The 16,614-nt window shown below is 62.7% G+C and carries 17 protein-coding genes; 8 read left to right on the plus strand and 9 right to left on the minus strand.

Annotated elements, in window-relative coordinates; translation table 11 throughout:
* Positions 1-80: 80 nt before the first annotated feature.
* A complete protein-coding gene (locus tag ACR0CU_RS10795) occupies positions 81-1,409 on the minus strand; it encodes an amidase (protein WP_170447713.1) in 1,329 nt (442 codons plus the stop codon).
* A 93-nt stretch (positions 1,410-1,502) separates the two neighbouring features.
* Here ACR0CU_RS10795 and ACR0CU_RS10800 point away from each other — a divergent pair, with 93 nt between their 5' ends.
* Entirely contained in the window at positions 1,503-2,729 is a 1,227-nt protein-coding gene (locus tag ACR0CU_RS10800) for an FAD-dependent monooxygenase (protein WP_170447711.1), read from the plus strand.
* Here the strand turns inward: ACR0CU_RS10800 and ACR0CU_RS10805 are convergent.
* The 5 genes from ACR0CU_RS10805 to ACR0CU_RS10825 all read right to left on the minus strand — a co-directional run bounded on the left by ACR0CU_RS10805 (position 2,726) and on the right by ACR0CU_RS10825 (position 6,249).
* Complete coding sequence (locus tag ACR0CU_RS10805) at positions 2,726-2,911, minus strand: Trm112 family protein (RefSeq protein WP_093964266.1); 186 nt, start codon at positions 2,909-2,911, stop codon at positions 2,726-2,728. The genes ACR0CU_RS10800 and ACR0CU_RS10805 overlap by 4 nt on opposite strands.
* Complete coding sequence (locus tag ACR0CU_RS10810; RefSeq protein WP_093964265.1) at positions 2,908-3,549, minus strand: LON peptidase substrate-binding domain-containing protein; 642 nt, start codon at positions 3,547-3,549, stop codon at positions 2,908-2,910. The genes ACR0CU_RS10805 and ACR0CU_RS10810 overlap by 4 nt, the downstream gene beginning before the upstream one ends.
* 27 nt (positions 3,550-3,576) lie before the next feature.
* A complete protein-coding gene (locus tag ACR0CU_RS10815) occupies positions 3,577-4,494 on the minus strand; it encodes a thioredoxin family protein (protein ID WP_170447709.1) in 918 nt (305 codons plus the stop codon).
* An 88-nt stretch (positions 4,495-4,582) separates the two neighbouring features.
* Entirely contained in the window at positions 4,583-5,371 is a 789-nt protein-coding gene (locus ACR0CU_RS10820) for an exodeoxyribonuclease III (RefSeq protein ID WP_170447707.1), read from the minus strand.
* 191 nt (positions 5,372-5,562) lie between these two features.
* Complete coding sequence (locus ACR0CU_RS10825) at positions 5,563-6,249, minus strand: response regulator transcription factor (protein ID WP_093964262.1); 687 nt, start codon at positions 6,247-6,249, stop codon at positions 5,563-5,565.
* A gap of 162 nt (positions 6,250-6,411) precedes the next feature.
* Between ACR0CU_RS10825 and ribA the strand changes: the two genes are divergently transcribed.
* Entirely contained in the window at positions 6,412-7,506 is a 1,095-nt protein-coding gene (gene ribA, locus ACR0CU_RS10830) for a GTP cyclohydrolase II (RefSeq protein WP_170406327.1), read from the plus strand.
* Positions 7,503-8,003 (plus strand): L,D-transpeptidase family protein, encoded by a 501-nt coding sequence (locus ACR0CU_RS10835; protein WP_170447705.1) that lies wholly within the window; start codon positions 7,503-7,505, stop codon positions 8,001-8,003. Before ribA ends, ACR0CU_RS10835 begins: the two co-directional genes overlap by 4 nt.
* On the opposite strand, the gene ACR0CU_RS10840 is transcribed toward ACR0CU_RS10835, so the two are convergent.
* Both ACR0CU_RS10840 and ACR0CU_RS10845 read right to left on the minus strand, forming a co-directional pair.
* The gene (locus ACR0CU_RS10840; RefSeq protein WP_480643029.1) at positions 7,987-8,646 is read right to left on the minus strand and encodes a YggS family pyridoxal phosphate-dependent enzyme; all 660 of its coding nucleotides are present in this window, start codon (positions 8,644-8,646) and stop codon (positions 7,987-7,989) included. The genes ACR0CU_RS10835 and ACR0CU_RS10840 overlap by 17 nt on opposite strands.
* A 103-nt stretch (positions 8,647-8,749) precedes the next feature.
* Entirely contained in the window at positions 8,750-9,826 is a 1,077-nt protein-coding gene (locus ACR0CU_RS10845) for a porin (protein WP_170447846.1), read from the minus strand.
* Between the two features lie 280 nt (positions 9,827-10,106).
* On the opposite strand from ACR0CU_RS10845, the gene ACR0CU_RS10850 reads away from it, so the two are divergent.
* The 5 genes from ACR0CU_RS10850 to ACR0CU_RS10870 all read left to right on the plus strand — a co-directional run bounded on the left by ACR0CU_RS10850 (position 10,107) and on the right by ACR0CU_RS10870 (position 15,395).
* Complete coding sequence (locus ACR0CU_RS10850) at positions 10,107-10,595, plus strand: DUF3576 domain-containing protein (protein WP_170341302.1); 489 nt, start codon at positions 10,107-10,109, stop codon at positions 10,593-10,595.
* Positions 10,596-10,667: 72 nt separating this feature from the next.
* Positions 10,668-13,205, plus strand: a complete 2,538-nt coding sequence (gene leuS, locus ACR0CU_RS10855; protein ID WP_480643031.1) for a leucine--tRNA ligase — start codon at positions 10,668-10,670, stop codon at positions 13,203-13,205.
* The gene (gene lptE / locus ACR0CU_RS10860) at positions 13,192-13,692 is read left to right on the plus strand and encodes an LPS assembly lipoprotein LptE (RefSeq protein WP_170342238.1); all 501 of its coding nucleotides are present in this window, start codon (positions 13,192-13,194) and stop codon (positions 13,690-13,692) included. Before leuS ends, lptE begins: the two co-directional genes overlap by 14 nt.
* Positions 13,689-14,717 carry a DNA polymerase III subunit delta gene (holA, locus tag ACR0CU_RS10865; protein ID WP_170447699.1) on the plus strand — a complete coding sequence of 343 codons (1,029 nt, stop codon included), beginning with the start codon at positions 13,689-13,691 and terminating at the stop codon, positions 14,715-14,717. The genes lptE and holA overlap by 4 nt, the downstream gene beginning before the upstream one ends.
* Before the next feature lie 81 nt (positions 14,718-14,798).
* Positions 14,799-15,395 carry a glutathione S-transferase family protein gene (locus tag ACR0CU_RS10870; protein WP_170447697.1) on the plus strand — a complete coding sequence of 199 codons (597 nt, stop codon included), beginning with the start codon at positions 14,799-14,801 and terminating at the stop codon, positions 15,393-15,395.
* Here the strand turns inward: ACR0CU_RS10870 and ACR0CU_RS10875 are convergent.
* Positions 15,392-16,582: a TIGR03862 family flavoprotein gene (locus ACR0CU_RS10875; protein ID WP_170447695.1), complete on the minus strand. Its 1,191-nt coding sequence runs from the start codon at positions 16,580-16,582 to the stop codon at positions 15,392-15,394. The genes ACR0CU_RS10870 and ACR0CU_RS10875 overlap by 4 nt on opposite strands.
* Between the last annotated feature and the right edge of the window lie 32 nt (positions 16,583-16,614).

A 16,614-nucleotide genomic window follows, 5' to 3' on the forward strand; every position in this document is an offset into this window, starting at 1 on the left:
CGCCCCGGTTTTCCAGCAGATTACAGGCCGAACCCCCGCGCGTCCAGACAAAGAGGTTCCGAATCAGGGGATTGTGGCATTCAGGCCAGAACCGCCTCGGCAGCCGCACCCAGCCGCAAAAGTGCCTCCTCCGAGCCCGGATAGCCCAACATCATCAGTCCGCAGGACGGTGTCGTGGTGGGCAGCGACAGCGCCGCCAGCCCCATCAGGTTGCCGATCCGGGTGTTGCGCAGGGCCAGAAGGTTCTCGGTGACGTAGTAGTCATGGTCATTCATCAGCCGGTCCAGATCCGGCGGCAGGATCGGCGCGGTGGGGGCCAGAACCGCGTCGAATCCGGCGGTAGCCGCGTCCCAGGCCGACCGGCAGGCCTTCAGCCGAGACCACGCGGCCACGTAATCCGGGCCGGAATGCCCCTTGCCCGCGCGGAACCGTTCAAGGATCTCGGGATACATCGCCTCGGGGTTGGCCTCGATAACGTCACGCCACAGGCCATAGGCTTCGGTGGTGTAAAGGACACCGGACAGGCCCATCGCCTCGACCAGCTCCGGCACCTCCAGCGGCACGATCTCGGCCCCGGCATCACGCAAGCGGTCCAGCGCCTCGGCATAGGCCTGGCGTGGCGCGTCGCGCAGATCGTCCTGCGCGATGGTCTGCAGATCGGCAAACCGCCGCCCCTTGAGGCTGGCGCCCCGCAGATCGGCCGGCGTTCCACCCTCCAGCAGCGCCAGCATCTGCCCCGCATCCTCGACCGACCGCGCCAGCGGGCCGACCGTGTCGAACCGCAGGCACAGGGGCACCACGCCCTCAAGGCTCAGCCGCCCCGAGGTGGTTTTCAGCCCAACCAAGCCGTTCCACGCGGCCGGAATGCGCACCGATCCGCCCGTATCCGAGCCGATTCCGCAGGCCGCCAGACCAAAGGCCACCGACGCCGCCGCGCCCGAGGACGACCCGCCCGGAACCGCCTTTTCGTCATTCACGCAGGGCGGCGTCGCGGTGACGGGGTTCAGGCCAAGGCCCGAGAAGGCCAGTTCGCTCATATGCGTCTTGCCCAGACAGACCGCGCCCATGGCCGTCGCGTTGCGCAGGACTGTTGCGTCATGCTCGGGCACGCGGCCGCGCAGCAGGGCCGATCCGGCCTCGGTTCCGATCCCGTCGGTGTCGAACAGATCCTTCCAGCTGATCGGCACCCCGTCCAGCAGGGACCGGCGCAGACCTTGGGCCGCCCGTTCCTTGGCCGCGCGGGCTTCGGCGCGGGCGCGGTCATGCGTGACACGGGCATAGATGCGGTCGCGGTGCGGATGGGCGTCGATGGCCGCCAGATAGACCTCGGTCAGTTCCTCGGGATCGATCTGGCCCATGCCGATCCCCCGGCCCAGGTCACATGCCGTCATGGTCAGCCAGTCCTGCATCTTTGCCCCCTTGTCGGAAAAATTCGTGTTTCGGCGACGGTAGCGACAGGACTGCACATGGACAATCCCGAAAGGGCGCGCATATTGCACCGCATGACACAGGTTTCCGATATCTTGATCGTGGGCGGCGGGCTGAACGGCCCCGCCCTCGCGCTGGCGCTGGCGCAGACCGGGCACAGCGTTACCGTGATCGACGCACTGGCCGAGAAGGTGCGCAAGACCGCGGCGTTCGACGGGCGCGCCTATGCGCTGGCGCTGGCCTCGCAACGGTTGCTGGCCGCGATCGGCATTTGGGAGCGGGTCGCGGACCACGCCCAGTCGATGTTGGAGATCAAGGTCACCGATGGCCATGCGGGCGCAGGCCCGTCGCCGTTTTTCATGCATTTCGACCATGCCGAGATCGAGGAAGGCCCGATGGGCTATATGGTCGAGGACCGTCACCTGCGGCGCGCGTTTCTTGCGGCGATGGAGGCAGAACCGGCGATCACTCGGGTCGATGGCAAAACCGTGGTTGCGCAGGAAACCGGGCCTGGTGGCGTGACCGTGACGCTGGATGACGGATCGGCGCTGTCCGGTCGGCTTCTGGTGGGGTGTGACGGCCGCCGCAGCGGCACCGCCGCCCGCGCCGGGATCAAGCGGACCGGATGGGACTACGGCCAGACCGCGCTGGTCTGCGCCATCGAACACGACCTGCCCCATCACGGCATCGCACATCAGTTCTTCATGCCCCCCGGCCCGCTGGCGATCCTGCCGCTGACCGGCAATCGCAGCTCGATCGTCTGGAGCGAACGCTCTGACACCGCGCAGCGCATCAACGCGCTGGACGAGGCCGAGTACCTTCAAGTTCTGCGGCCCAGATTCGGCGATTTTCTGGGTAACATCCGCCTGCAGGGCGACCGGTTCACCTATCCGCTGAACCTGACCATCGCCAATTCCTTCATCGCCGAGCGGCTGGCGCTGGTGGGTGATGCGGCCCATGGCATGCACCCGATCGCCGGTCAGGGGCTGAACGCCGGGTTGCGCGACGTCGGCGCGCTGGCCGAGGTTCTGACGCTGGCCGGGCGGCGCGGCGAGGACATCGGCTCGGTGCTGGTTCTGGAGCGCTATCAGGAATGGCGCCGCTTTGACACGGCGGCCCTGGCAATGGCGACGGATGTGTTCAACAAGCTGTTTTCGAACGACAATCCGATACTGCGGCTGGGGCGCGACATCGGAATGGGCATCGTGGGCTCCCTGCCCAGCCTGCGCCGCGGCTTCGTGCGCGAGGCCGCCGGTTTGACAGGCGACCTGCCCAAGCTGCTGCAGGGCCGCCCGATCTAGTCGAGCTTGCGCGCCTCATCCACCAGCATCACCGGAATCCCGTTGCGGATGGGAAAAGCCAGACCAGCGGCTTTCGAGACCAACTCCTGCCGCTCGGCGTCATATTCCAGGGTGGTGTGGGTCTGGGGGCAGATCAGCGCCTCGAGCATGTGGCGGTCGAACCCCGGTTCCGTTTCAGTCATTGCAGTTGTTCCTCGTTTGAACCCCCGCGCAGCGAGAATTCGATCAGTGTGACAAGCGTTTCGCGCCGGGTGCGCAGACAGGGCGCCTCAAGCAGGGCCTGCTTGTCCTCAGGGTCGAAATCCAGAAGCATAGACAGGGAATTGACCAGCAACTCGTCATCCGCCTCGTTAAGTGACTCCCAATCGGTCGAGAGTTGGCGGGCGGAAAAGTACCGCCCCAGCAAACGCAGGAAGCCGGACCGGTCGAACGTATCGTCTATTTCCCCTTTGCCCAGATCGCGGTCGAACCCGTCCCAGGTGACGGCGCAGCGACGATACGGCGTGAAACCATCCAATTCGGATTGGATGCGAAACCGGGATACACCGGACAGAGTGATCAGATAGCGCCCGTCTTCGGTCTCGGAAAACTGCGTGACACGTCCGGCGCATCCGATCCGATGCAACTTGGTGTCGTCGTTCTGACAAGGGTTCGGCTGGACCATGCCGATCAACCGCTCTTTGGTTTTCAAGGCGTCATCCAGCATTTGCAGGTAGCGTGGCTCGAAAATATGCAGCGGCAGGCGTGACCGGGGCAGCAACAGCGCCCCGGGCAGAGGAAACACGGACACCGTGTCCGGCAGATCGGCGGGATGCATCATGTTTCCGATTCTAGCTCTGATGCGCGGTTAGGCAAATATCATCGAGCTGAGTTTGCGGCGACCGTTCAAAACGATCGGGTCATTGGCCTTGAGCGCATCGAAGATGGTGAACAGCTGTGCCTTGGCTGCGCCATCATTCCATTCCCGATCGCGGCGGAACAGCTCCAGAAGCTGCTCAACCGCCTCGGCGGCCTTGCCGTTGGCATAGAGCGCCTGCGCCAGGTCAAACCGGGCCTGATGGTTGTCGGGATCAGCTTCGACCGCTGCCGTCAACTCGGCCACCGGCCCGGCATTTGCGGCCTGTTTGGCAAGTTCCAGCTGCGCATGGGCAGCTTCCAACTCGGCCGTCGTTGAAATCTCGGCCGGAGCGCCGTTCAGGATCGCCTCGGCCTGATCAAGGTCACCCATCGCGATTTGCGCCCGCACCAGGCCGCCATAGGCCGCGGCATGTTTGGGGTCTTCGCCAAGAATGGCGGCAAAGGTCTGGGCCGCATCCACTGCCGCGCCATCATTCAGCATCTCTTCGGCGGCCTCCACGGCCTCGTCCAGCTGGCCGCCCGGGCTCTGGCCCCCCGCGGCCTCGATCACACGGTCGATAAAGGCCTTGATCTCCGATCCTGGCAGCGCGCCTTGGAATCCGTCAACCGGCTGCCCCTTGAAAAAGGCATAGACGGTCGGAATCGACTGGATGCGCAATTGCGAGGCGATCAACTGAGCCTCATCCACGTTGATTTTCACCATCTTGACCGCGCCCTTGGCCGCGGTCACGGCCTCTTCCAATGCCGGACCCAAGGTCTTGCACGGTCCGCACCAAGGTGCCCAGAAGTCAACGATGATGGGCATTTCCTGCGATGCCTCGACGACATCGGCCATGAAAGTGGCCTCGGTTCCGTCTTTGATCAGATCGGTGGCTGCGGGGCTGCCTGCGCCGTTCAGAAGTTCCATGGCATTCACTCTCCGGATTCAGTCTTGCGCCTTATATGCAACCAGCCGACCGGGAAACCAAGGGCCGAGTTGCGGAATCCCGCACCGATCAAAGATCGAAACTGGCAAAGACGGGCGCGTGGTCGCTGGGCTTCTCCCAGCCGCGCGCGTCGCGCAGGATGCGGCTGGAATGGCCGGCGTTCGAGATATCAGGCGTCGCCCAGACGTGATCCAGGCGCCGCCCCTTGTCAGCCGCATCCCAGTCGCGGGCGCGATAGGACCACCAGCTGTAGAGCTGTCCCTCGGGGATGTCCTGCCGGGTGATATCGACCCAGCCCCCCGCATCTTGGGTTTCAGCCAGTTGCTCGACCTCGATCGGCGTGTGCGACACGACCTTTAGCAGTTGCTTGTGCGACCACACGTCATCCTCGCGCGGGGCGATGTTCAGGTCACCGACCAGAATGGATTTCTGCGGCTTTTCAGCGTGAAACCAGTCGCGCATGTCGGTCAGGTAATCCAGCTTCTGGCCAAATTTCTCGTTCACCTCGCGATCGGGAACGTCGCCGCCTGCCGGGACGTAGAAATTGTGGATGATCACCCCGTTTTCCAGTTGCCCCGCCACATGCCGAGCATGGCCCAGCCCGGCAAAGTCCTGATCGCCCAGATCCGTGATCGGCAGGCGCGACAGGATGGCCACGCCGTTATAGCCCTTTTGACCGCGGGCGATCATGTGGGTGTAGCCCAGTTCCGCAAATCCCTCGGTCGGGATCTTGTCGACCGGCGATTTGCACTCCTGCAGGCAGAGCACGTCCGGCGCTTCGTCCTGCAGCAGCTTCAGCACGATCGGCTCGCGCAGGCGAACGGAATTGATGTTCCAGGTGGCCAAAGTGAAAGGCATGATCGGGTTCCCTTGTCGCGACTCGGGCAAACTAGCGCGGCAGGTGCCGGGGTGCCATCCGAAAAAAAGCCGGGCCAAAGGCCCGGCAGTCCAACAGGGAGGTACATGTCATAACCCGGACATGCACGGGATGAGATTATCCTAAAGATGCTTTCAGAGTATCACTTTGATCCACATCAATCCACCTATGGTTACGACACCAGTCGATATCCACCAGATTCTGTGACCAAAAGGCGCGCATTGGAGGGATCGGGTTCGATTTTCTGACGCAGGCGGTAGATGTGCGTTTCCAGCGTATGTGTGGTTACACCGGCGTTGTAGCCCCAGACCTCGTGCAGCAGCACATCGCGCGCCACCACGCCGTCGGTCGAGCGATACAGGAATTTGAGAATGTTGGTTTCCTTCTCGGTCAGCCGAATCTTGCGGTCGTCCTCGGTGATCAACATCTTCATCGCGGGTTTGAAGGTATAGGGCCCCAGGACAAAAACCGCATCCTCGGATTGTTCATGCTGGCGCAGCTGCGCACGGATCCGGGCCAGAAGCACCGGGAACTTGAACGGCTTTGAGACATAGTCGTTGGCACCCGCGTCCAAACCCAGGATCGTATCGGCGTCGCTGTCATGGCCGGTCAGCATCAGGATCGGGCTCTTGACCCCCTGCTTGCGCATCAGCCGGCACAGCTCGCGCCCATCTGTGTCGGGCAAACCCACATCCAGGATCACAAGGTCATAGATGGCTTCGCGCGCCCGCTCCATCGCGGATTGGCCGTCGGAGGCTTCGAATACATCAAAGTCCTCGGTCATCACCAACTGCTCGCTGAGCGCTTCGCGCAGGTCTTCATCGTCATCGACCAGCAGAATTTTCTTGAGTTGCGCCATGTCCCGGTCCTCCTAAACCTTTTGCAACACTTGAGCTTGGAAGATGCAATCAACAAGTTTTGCTGCAATGCTCTCACGCCCTCGTGTCTGGTGGGCCGGAAATGTTTCACATTTCCTTTCGAACGGGCTAGGACGAGGGTCGAACGTTACAGGATAACATCAATGAGTCTCATTCCAGACATCACCGAGTTGCTGGCCCGGGCGCGTGCCGACCTTCGGATGGGCGTTCCGGTCGTGCTGACGGATGACGGGGATTTCAGCGTTGTTGCCGTCGCCGCAGAGACACTCAACCCGCAGCGTCTGGCGGACCTGAGGGGGCTTGGCGACACGCCTGTGGTTGCCATCACAGGACGACGGGCCGAAACGCTGAAAGCCCGCGCCTATGACGGTGATCTTGCTCGGGTCGTGATACCGGCCGAGGCTGATCTGGGGTGGGTGCAGGCGGTTGCAGACCCGTCCGATGACCTGAATGCCCCGATGAAGGGGCCCTTGATGACTCAGCGCCAGGGCAATGCGCACCTGCATCGCATCGCAATCGCACTGACAAAATCCGCCCGCCTGCTGCCCGCTGCGGTGGTGGTTGCGGTCGAAAACGGCCGGGCCTTTGCGGCGACACACGGTCTGACCTGCATCGACCACACACGCGCCGCGCCGCATCTGGCCGATCGCAGCCCCTTGCACGAGGTGGTTGCCGCGCGCCTGCCGATGGAGGTGTCCGAGGCCGGTCGTCTGCACGTCTTCCGCCCAGAGGACGGTGGCGAGGAGCACTATGCCATCGAAATCGGCCGGCCGGATCGCTCGAAACCTGTTCTGGCACGGTTGCATTCGGCCTGTTTTACCGGTGATCTGATGGGCAGCCTGAAATGCGACTGCGGCCCGCAACTGCGCGGTGCCCTGGCCCAGATGGGGGCCGAGGGGCATGGGGTTCTGCTGTATCTCAATCAGGAAGGTCGCGGGATCGGCCTGGCCAACAAGATGCGCGCCTATTTCCTGCAGGATCAGGGCTTCGACACGGTCGAGGCCAACCACCGGCTTGGGTTTGAAGATGACGAGCGCGACTTCCGCCTGGGATCGGACATCCTGAAATCGCTCGGGTTCAGTTCGGTCCGGTTGCTGACCAACAACCCGGCCAAGATCGCAATGATGGAACGGACCGGTATTGCCGTTACCGAGCGTGTGCCGTTGAAGGTCGGGGAAACCGCCCACAACCGGGCCTATCTGGCGACCAAGGCCTCAAAATCGGGCCACCTGCTGTGAGCCCTCTTGATCTGGTGGTAATGCAGACCGGAGTGCGGTTCTTCGGCCGCAGGTTTCCCTGCACCATCGGCAAAGGTGGCCTGAGCAACCACAAGCGCGAGGGCGACGGGGCCACCCCCACAGGGCACCACCACATTGTCGGGATGCTGTTCCGCCCGGATCGGATTGCGCTGCCCGCCCCGTGGGCTTTGCCCATCGGGCCGGGCGATCTGTGGTCGGATGACGATAGGGATCAGGACTACAACCAACACGTTCGGGCGCCCTATCCATGCAGTCACGAACGCCTGCGTCGGGCTGACCCGCTGTACGATCTGGTGCTGATTACCGATTGGAATTGGCCCGTCGCCACACCGGGCGGCGGATCAGCGATCTTTCTGCATCAGTGGCGCAGACCGGGTTATCCGACTGAAGGCTGCGTGGCGTTCCGGCGCGACCATCTACACTGGATCGCGCGGCGCGTCGCACCCGGAACCCGGATCATCATTCCTCGGGTTTGACCCGGTCACCAAAGATGGCCGACCCCACCCGGACATGAGTTGCACCCAGCGCGATCGCGGTTTCAAAATCGCTGCTCATCCCCATGGACAGGCCATCCAGCCCGTTCCTGCCCGCGATCTTGGCCAGCAAAGCAAAATGCAGCGCGGGCTCCTCGTCGACGGGCGGAATGCACATCAACCCACGCACCGGCAGGTCAAGTGATCGACATTCGGCGACAAAATCATCGGCCTCGGCGGGTATAACCCCGGCTTTCTGGGCCTCTTCGCCGGTATTTACCTGAATGAATAGATCAGGACACTGCCCCACCTCTTGCGCCAGCCGCGCAAGGGTTTTGGCCAGTTTGGGACGGTCGACCGAGTGGATCGCGTTGCACAGTTCCATCGCCTGCCGCGCCTTGTTGGTTTGCAGCGGACCAATCAGATGCAGATCAATATCGGGATAGCTTTCACGGAAGGCGGGCCACTTGCCGGCGGCCTCCTGCACCCGGTTTTCACCAAAACACCGGTGACCCTGCTTCAACACGGCCTCGACCCGGTTGTTGGGCTGCACCTTGGATACGGCAATCAGCCGGACCGAGCCCTTGGGGCGGCCGACTGCGGCTTCGGCCTTAGCGATGCGGGCGGTGATTTCTTGCAGCGACATGGATTCCCTCTGTTTCCATTTGTCCGCAGAAAAACACCATGTCGGCGCAAAAGAAAAGGGCGGGTCCGAAGACCCGCCCTCAAACCTTGCGGTTCAGATCAACTTAGAAGTTGAACTGAGCACCGAAGTCAGCGCGCAGGCGGCCGTCGCCGTCGCCAACTTTCGACTGGCCGATACCACCGCGCAGCGATGCACCGCCGCCCAGGTCGTAGATGGCGCCAATGCCGTACTGCTGGGTGTCGTTGTCAGCCGAACCGTCGCCGTAAGCGAAGGTCAGGGTGGTTGCAGCGCCAACGTTGTAGGCTGCCGACAGACCGTATGCAGTGCCGTTCAGCGAGTCGTCTGCAACGTCATCGTCTGCGACGAAGATGGTGCCCGAGAAGTCGCCGAATTCAGCACCCAGGGTCAGAACTGCCAGGCTCTGCTTCTCAACAACGTCGCCGATGGCGCTGGTTTCACCATAAGCAACAGCTGCGGTGAAGTTGTTGAAGCTGTAGGTGAAGCTGATGTCCCAGCGGTCTGCGCTGTCTGCAACACCGTTCAGGCCAAAGGTTGCCTGGTCGTACGATGCACCGAAGGCGAAGTCACCAACTGCGTACTGGAAGAACACAGCGTTCGAACCTGCACCGGTCGACGAGTAGCCCAGGAAGCTGTAGTCGACGCCCGAGTACTGACCGATGAAGTTTTCCAGGCCCGGCTCGTTACCGTAGTAGTTTGCCAAGTTGTCGAACGAACCAGCAACGTTGCCGGCGTCAACACGCAGACCACCGTAGATGACCGAGAAGCGAGCGCCGTTCAGGCCGGCTGCGTTTGCTTCGCCGGTGCCGGCGTTTTCGTCAGCCTGCAGACGAACACGTGCTTCAAAGCGGACGCCACCGTCGGTTTCCGCGATGCCGTCGATGTTCAGGCGGAAGCGCGAGACCAGGATGGTTTCGTCGGTTGCAACGGTTGCGGTGTTTGTGGTGGTCTGGTCGGTCAGCGTGGTGGTGGTGGTACCACCCGACGTGGTCGTCACGGTGACGCCGGTCAAGGTCACGCCGGTGTTGAAGTTGGTCACAACGCCGGTACGGTCTTCCAGGTAACCGATACCAAAGCGGCCATAACCGCTGAACTTAACTTCGGCCGCGGCAACCGATGCGGTTGCGATCAGTGCGGTCGATGCGAAGAGAACTTTTTTCATCTTGTTTCCCTCGGTTTCAATAATTTCTACTCGACACATACCTGCTGCATATGTCTCAGCACGCAGACCGTTTCGCTCTTTTTGCCCCTGTTGCGCAAGCATGCCTTGGACAGCTTCGGTTCTTTGGCCCCAAATTGGTGCAAGGATGCCACAGTCGAATTCACCCCGATATTTCAGCGGCACCGGTACGTAAGCCAAGAATGGGGTTGTTGCAGCACAGTACGTTGTCTAGGAGTATCTCCTAGCAAAGCAAAACATGTGAAAACAGGACCTGCCGACGATGCGCCTGCTGACGATTTTGGGTTTGACCGTTTTGACTGCCTCCGTTTCTGCGTGCGGACAGAATCGGAGCACGTCGCCCAACCCCAATGTTCTATCCGCCGACGGCAGCTCGTCCGAGGCCCGCGAGCTCAACGATCCGAATCGTTCGACCATCTGGGATGTGTTCGGCCCCAACAACTCGGAACAGGTCACTCAGGTCAACCGGTACCTGTGGGCGGCCTCGCTGGATGTGCTCAGCTTCCTGCCGGTGCAGGAGGTGGATCCGTTTACCGGCGTTATCATAACGGGTTACGGCAAACCGCCGGGCGGTGGGCGGTCCTATCGGGCGACGGTGCACATCAGTGATCCGGCCCTGGCGGCGCGGTCCCTGTCGGTGGCGCTGCAGACCAGCGGAGGCGCTCCGGTCAGCGCGGCGACCACGCGTGCGGTCGAAGATGCGATTCTTTCGCGGGCGCGTCAGCTGCGGATTGCGGACAACAAGCTCTAGCAACCCGCAAAAAATCACAATATTACCACGCCGGGCCCCTGCCCGGCGTTTTCATTCACGAAGGACCGCATGATGTCGCGTTACTCGGCCAACGAAATCGAAGCAAAATGGCAAGAGGCCTGGGACAAGGCCGGGATCTTCACCGCCAAACGGACGGCGGACAAGCCGAAATACTATGTGCTGGAAATGTTCCCCTATCCTTCGGGGCGCATCCACATGGGGCATGTGCGCAACTACACCATGGGTGACGTGATCGCGCGCCACAAGCTGAGCACCGGGCACAACGTTCTGCACCCGATGGGCTGGGACGCTTTCGGGATGCCGGCGGAAAACGCGGCCATGGCCATCGGCGGCCACCCCAAGGACTGGACCTATGGCAACATCGCCGACATGCGCGCGCAGATGAAGCCGCTGGGCCTGTCGATCGACTGGTCGCGCGAATTCGCGACCTGTGACCCGGAATATTACGGCCAGCAGCAGGCGCTGTTCCTCGACATGCTGGATGCGGGCCTGGTCTATCGCAAGAACGCCGTGGTCAACTGGGACCCGGTGGACATGACCGTGCTGGCCAACGAACAGGTGGAAAGCGGCCGCGGCTGGCGCTCGGGCGCATTGGTCGAGCGGCGCGAGCTGACCCAGTGGTTCTTCAAGATCTCCGAGTTCTCGGAAGAGCTGCTTGATGCGCTGGATACGCTCGACAACTGGCCCGCCAAGGTGCGGCTGATGCAGGAAAACTGGATCGGCAAGTCACGCGGTCTGGAGTTTTCCTTCGAGCGCACCGACGGCAGTGCACCCATCACCGTCTATACCACGCGGCCGGACACGCTGTTGGGGGCGTCTTTCGTGGGTATCTCGCCCGATCACCCGATAGCCAAGCAGCTTGAGGCCGAGAACCCCGAAGTCGCTGAATTCGTTGCGGAATGCCGCAAGGGTGGCACCACGGAAGAGGCTATCGAGACCGGCGAGAAGCTGGGTTTCGACACCGGCATCCGCGTCAAACACCCGCTGGACCCGAACTGGGAACTGCCGGTCTGGATCGCGAATTTCATCCTTATGGATTACGGCACCGGCGCGATCTTCGCCTGCCCCGCGCATGACCAGCGCGACTTGGATTTCTGCCGCAAATACGACCTGCCGGTGATCGACACCTTCTTTGCACTGGAGGACGACACGCCGGTGGACAAGATCGCTTTCGTCCCGCCGAAAGAGCAGAAAGTGCGCTGGGTCAACCATTTCGCCGGCCTAACCGAGGCCACAGGGCAAAAGGCGATCGACGCGACCATCGACTTTGCCGAGAAGGCCGGCTGGGGCAAGGGCGTGACCAAGTACCGCCTGCGCGACTGGGGCCTGTCGCGCCAGCGCTATTGGGGCTGTCCGATCCCGGTGGTGCATTGCGACGATTGCGGCGTGGTGCCCGAAAAGAAGGAAAACCTGCCGATTCGCCTGCCCGACGATGTCACCTTCGACAAACCAGGCAACCCGCTGGATCGTCACCCGACCTGGCGCGACTGTGCCTGCCCGTCCTGCGGCAAACCGGCCAAGCGCGAAACCGACACGATGGACACTTTCGTCGATTCGTCGTGGTATTTCGCCCGTTTCACCGCCCCGCGGGCGGAAACGCCGACCGATCTGGCCGAAGCCGAGTACTGGATGAACGTGGACCAGTATATCGGCGGCATCGAACACGCGATCCTGCACCTGCTGTATTCGCGGTTCTTCGCCCGCGCCATGCACATCACCGGGCATCTGCCGAAAAAGGCGATCGAGCCGTTCGACGCGCTGTTCACCCAGGGCATGGTCACCCATGAAATCTATCAGACCCGCGACGACAAGGGCCGCCCGGTCTATCACCTGCCGGAAGAGGTCGAGGACGGCAAGCTGAAGGCGACGGGCGAACCGGTCGAGATCATCCCCTCGGCCAAGATGTCGAAATCGAAGAAGAACGTGGTGGACCCGGTCAGCATCATCTCGGCCTTCGGGGCGGATACCGCGCGCTGGTTCGTTCTGTCCGATTCGCCGCCCGAGCGTGACGTGGAATGGACCGCCGCCGGCGCCGAGGCCGCGCACAAGCACCTCAGCCGCGTGCACCGCATCGTGTCCGAGATCGCCGCGTCCGACGCCCCGGCCAATGCCGAGGACGAAGCGCTGCTGCGCGAGATGCACAAGACCATCCATGACGTGACCGGCGGGGTCGAATCCTTCGGCTTCAACGCCTCGATCGCCAAGCTCTATGCCTTTACCAACACGCTGGCCAAATCCAAGGCGGGCGCACAGGCCAAGCGGCAGGCGGCCAAGACGCTGGCGCAGCTGATGTCGCCGATGACGCCGCACCTGTCCGAAGAGCTGTGGCAGATGCTGGGCGGCGAAGGGCTGGTGGCGCTGGCGCCCTGGCCGGTGGCGGACGAGTCGATGCTGGTCGATGATACCGTCACCCTGCCCATCCAGATCAACGGCAAGCGCCGTGCCGAAATCAGCGTGGCCAAGGATCTGGACAAGACGCAGGTTGAAAGAATCGCGCTCAGCACCGAAGCTGTGCAGAAGGCGCTGGATGGCGCTGCTCCGAAAAAGGTGATCGTTGTTCCGGGCCGGATCGTGAATGTCGTTGTTTGACCGCAGAAACCTGCTGCTTTCGTTGGCGGCGTTGACCGTGGCGCCCGCTTGTGGGTTCCAGCCGGTTTATGCCCCGGGCGGCGCTGGCAGCGAATTATACGGCAAGGTCGCCGTGTCAGCGCCAGATTCGGTCGAAAGCTACCTTCTGGTGCAGAATCTGGAGCAGTCCCTCGGGCGCAGCGTCAGTTCAGCCAAGGATTACAGCCTGAATGTGCAGGTCTCTACGGTGACCCGCGGGGCCGCCATCACGACCTCGAACGAGACCAACCGGTATTCGATTGACGGGCGCGCCAGCTATACGCTGAGATCCAATGAAACGGGCCAGATCCTTGTGTCCGGCACTGTGGCCGATTTCGTAGGTTACTCCGCCGCGGGGTCCACCGTTTCCACGCTCGCTGATGAACGGGATGCCAAAGAGAGGCTGATGGTCATCCTGTCCGATCAGATCGTCACGCGCCTGTATTCCGCACCGGGCCTGGCTTCATGAAGCTGTCCCCGCGCGACGCCGAGGGGTACTTCGCCAAACCTGACCCCGACAAGACGGGATTGTTGATCTACGGCGCCGACGCGATGCGCGTCGCGCTCAAGCGCCAGCAGGTATTGGCCGCGCTGTTGGGCCCGGGTGCCGAAGAGGAAATGCGCCTGACCCGTCTTCCGGCCTCGGATCTGCGGGCGGATCCTGCCCTTCTGCTGGATGCCGTGAAGGCTGTCGGGTTCTTTCCCGGCGCGCGCGCCGTATTCGTCGAGGATGCAACAGACGCCGCAACCCCGGCGGTCGCCGCTGCGCTCGAGGATTGGGCGCCAGGCGACGCTCAGATCATTGTGACCGCCGGGCAGCTCAAGGCCAGCTCGAAGCTGCGCAAAGCGTTCGAAGGCCATCGGGCCGCCTATGCGGTCGGGATCTATGACGACCCACCGTCGCGCGCGGAGATCGAGCGTGTTCTGGCCCAAGCCGGACTTGCGAGCGTTCCCCGTGACGCGATGTCCGTGCTCAGCGATCTGGCCACCGAACTCAGCCCGGGCGACTTTGCGCAAACCGTTGAAAAGCTGTCTCTTTACAAACGCGGTGATGCCTCAGACGTTGCCGTCGAAGACATCGAGGCCTGCGCGCCGCAATCCAATGAGGCGGCCCTGGATGACGTTCTCAACGTCGTTGCCGAAGGCCGATCCGGTGAAATCGGGCCCCTGATCCGGCGGTTGCAGGCGCAGGGAACAAATGCAGTGTCCCTGTGCATCGGCGCGACCCGCCATTTTCGCACGCTCTATGCCTGCGCCTCGGACCCCGGTGGCGCAGCGCAAGGGATCGGCAAACTCCGGCCGCCGGTTTATGGCAAACGGCGTGACCGGATCCTTCGGCAGGCGCAGAATTGGGGCGCGCACAAGCTGCAGACGGCTTTGACCGTGCTGACGGATACGGATCTGTCTCTCCGGTCGGCAGGGCAGACTGCCCCGGCCATGGCCCTGGTCGAGCGCGCTCTGATCCGGCTGGCCATGCTGGCGCGGTCACGCTGAATTGAACTGACGGCGCGTCCGACTTGACGCGGCGGCGCAGTCCCCCACCCTGTCGCCAGGGCAACCACGCAGGAGCATGACATGTACAAGATCTACGGGCGCATCCAGAGTCGTGCCTCTCGGGTGATCTGGCTATTGGAGGAACTGGGGCAGGACTATGAGTGGATCGATGCGGGCCCGCACGACCCGCGCGTTCTGGACCTGAACGGCACGGGCAAGATTCCTGTCCTGCAAGATGGTGATGCAGTCATTTCGGACAGCGCGGCGATCATGACTTATCTGGCGGACAAGCACAGGGCCTTCACCTACCCCGCCGGCACCCCGGAACGGGCCGAGCAGGATTCGTTGTTGCACGCGCTGTTGGAAGAATTCGATGCTCCGCTGTGGCTGGCCGCCCGCCATATGTTCATCCTGCCCAAGGACAAACGCGTTCCACAGGTCGTCGAAACCGCCCAGTGGGAGTTTGACCGCAGCTTTCAACGCATGGGGCAGCGATTCAAAGGGCCATTCCTCCAGGGCGAGCAGATGACGATCGCGGACATCCTGTGCATTCACTGCATGAGCTGGGCAAAATCGGCTGGCTTCCCGATGAATTCAGACAGCCTGAAAGCCTACGGCAAGCGCGTTCGCGAGCGTCCGGCCTACAAGAAACTGGGTGAAATGGCCAACTCCGCCTAATCCGCTTGGGACAGCCCGGCCCATTCTGCGGCCGAGCGCCCCGCCCAACGACCGGTCGCCAGGCATGCGGTCAGCAGATAGCCACCGGTCGGGGCTTCCCAGTCCAGCATCTCGCCTGCGCAAAACACGCCGGGCTTGGCTTTCAGCATCAGCCCCGAGTCCAGCCCGCTTCTCGCAACCCCGCCTGCGGTCGAAATGGCTTCGTCCAGCGGGCGCAAGCCTGCGTTGCGAACAGGCAAAGCCTTCAAAGTCTTGACCCAATCATCGCGCCGCTGATTCTGCCCATGTGTCATTTCGTGGAACAAGGCGATCTTTGGCGGCGGCAGTCGCATGCCGTTCTTCAACCAACGGGTCAAAGTGGTTTTCGGGCCAGCTTTTGACAGACGCCTGGACAGATCCTGAATCGTGCGGTCCGGCGCGAGGTCCACATACAGATCAGCACCCTGCCGCAGCGCGGGTGTCAGCGGGTAAAGACCGCCCCCTTCCAGGCCTTTGGCTGAAATGACCGCCTCGCCACGGCTGGCAAGGTCGCCCGCGCGCCACCGAACAGATTTCAGCGCCTGACCGAAATACGCGGCCATATGGGGGCTCCATTCGACGGACAGTGCGGCGTTCGATGGTGCAAAAGGGACCAGCGGAACCCCAGCATCGGCCAGAGCCGGCGCCCAGGCGCCATCCGACCCCAGACGCGCCCAGCTGGAACCGCCAAGCGCCAGAACCGTGATGTAAGCAACCACTTTCTGCCGACCTTCCGGCGTATCAAAGACCAGCGCGGGGCCGTCCCAACCCAACCAGCGCCAACGGGTGCGGATCTCGACCCGCATCTCGTCCAGCCGCGCCAGCCAGGCGCGCAGCAATGGCGAAGCTTTTTTTGATTTGGGAAATACCCGCCCTGTGGACCCCGTGAACAGATCTTGGCCCAAGTCCCGCGCCCAGCTTTGCACGCTCTGCGCATCGAATGCGGCAATCATTGGGTACAACCAGTCCGCCGCATCGCCGTAGGCCGAAATCAGGCGGTCAAACGGCTCGTCCTTTGTCAGGTTCAGACCGGACTTCCCCGCCATCAGGAATTTGCGGGCCACCGAGGGTTTGGCCTCGGCAACCAGCACATTGTGCCCGGCCCCGGCAAGCTCTTGGGCGGCCATCAGCCCGGCGGGGCCTGCCCCGATCACCACTGCCTGTGCCATATCTGCCCTCTTGCCTCACTTGCGTTCAGCCG

The organism is Ruegeria sp. BC2 (assembly GCF_056539245.1).

What these genes read in the sequence shown, in the direction of transcription:
- ribA (WP_170406327.1), top strand. Translation starts at nt 6,412, where the DNA reads ATGAGTCTCATTCCAGACATCACCGAGTTGCTGGCCCGGGCGCGTGCC.
- ACR0CU_RS10805 (WP_093964266.1), bottom strand. Translation starts at nt 2,911, where the DNA reads ATGACTGAAACGGAACCGGGGTTCGACCGCCACATGCTCGAGGCGCTG.
- ACR0CU_RS10810 (WP_093964265.1), bottom strand. Translation starts at nt 3,549, where the DNA reads ATGATGCATCCCGCCGATCTGCCGGACACGGTGTCCGTGTTTCCTCTG.
- ACR0CU_RS10815 (WP_170447709.1), bottom strand. Translation starts at nt 4,494, where the DNA reads ATGGAACTTCTGAACGGCGCAGGCAGCCCCGCAGCCACCGATCTGATC.
- leuS (WP_480643031.1), top strand. Translation starts at nt 10,668, where the DNA reads ATGTCGCGTTACTCGGCCAACGAAATCGAAGCAAAATGGCAAGAGGCC.
- ACR0CU_RS10850 (WP_170341302.1), top strand. Translation starts at nt 10,107, where the DNA reads ATGCGCCTGCTGACGATTTTGGGTTTGACCGTTTTGACTGCCTCCGTT.
- holA (WP_170447699.1), top strand. Translation starts at nt 13,689, where the DNA reads ATGAAGCTGTCCCCGCGCGACGCCGAGGGGTACTTCGCCAAACCTGAC.
- ACR0CU_RS10845 (WP_170447846.1), bottom strand. Translation starts at nt 9,826, where the DNA reads ATGAAAAAAGTTCTCTTCGCATCGACCGCACTGATCGCAACCGCATCG.
- lptE (WP_170342238.1), top strand. Translation starts at nt 13,192, where the DNA reads ATGTCGTTGTTTGACCGCAGAAACCTGCTGCTTTCGTTGGCGGCGTTG.
- ACR0CU_RS10800 (WP_170447711.1), top strand. Translation starts at nt 1,503, where the DNA reads ATGACACAGGTTTCCGATATCTTGATCGTGGGCGGCGGGCTGAACGGC.
- ACR0CU_RS10870 (WP_170447697.1), top strand. Translation starts at nt 14,799, where the DNA reads ATGTACAAGATCTACGGGCGCATCCAGAGTCGTGCCTCTCGGGTGATC.
- ACR0CU_RS10820 (WP_170447707.1), bottom strand. Translation starts at nt 5,371, where the DNA reads ATGCCTTTCACTTTGGCCACCTGGAACATCAATTCCGTTCGCCTGCGC.
- ACR0CU_RS10875 (WP_170447695.1), bottom strand. Translation starts at nt 16,582, where the DNA reads ATGGCACAGGCAGTGGTGATCGGGGCAGGCCCCGCCGGGCTGATGGCC.
- ACR0CU_RS10825 (WP_093964262.1), bottom strand. Translation starts at nt 6,249, where the DNA reads ATGGCGCAACTCAAGAAAATTCTGCTGGTCGATGACGATGAAGACCTG.
- ACR0CU_RS10795 (WP_170447713.1), bottom strand. Translation starts at nt 1,409, where the DNA reads ATGCAGGACTGGCTGACCATGACGGCATGTGACCTGGGCCGGGGGATC.
- ACR0CU_RS10840 (WP_480643029.1), bottom strand. Translation starts at nt 8,646, where the DNA reads ATGTCGCTGCAAGAAATCACCGCCCGCATCGCTAAGGCCGAAGCCGCA.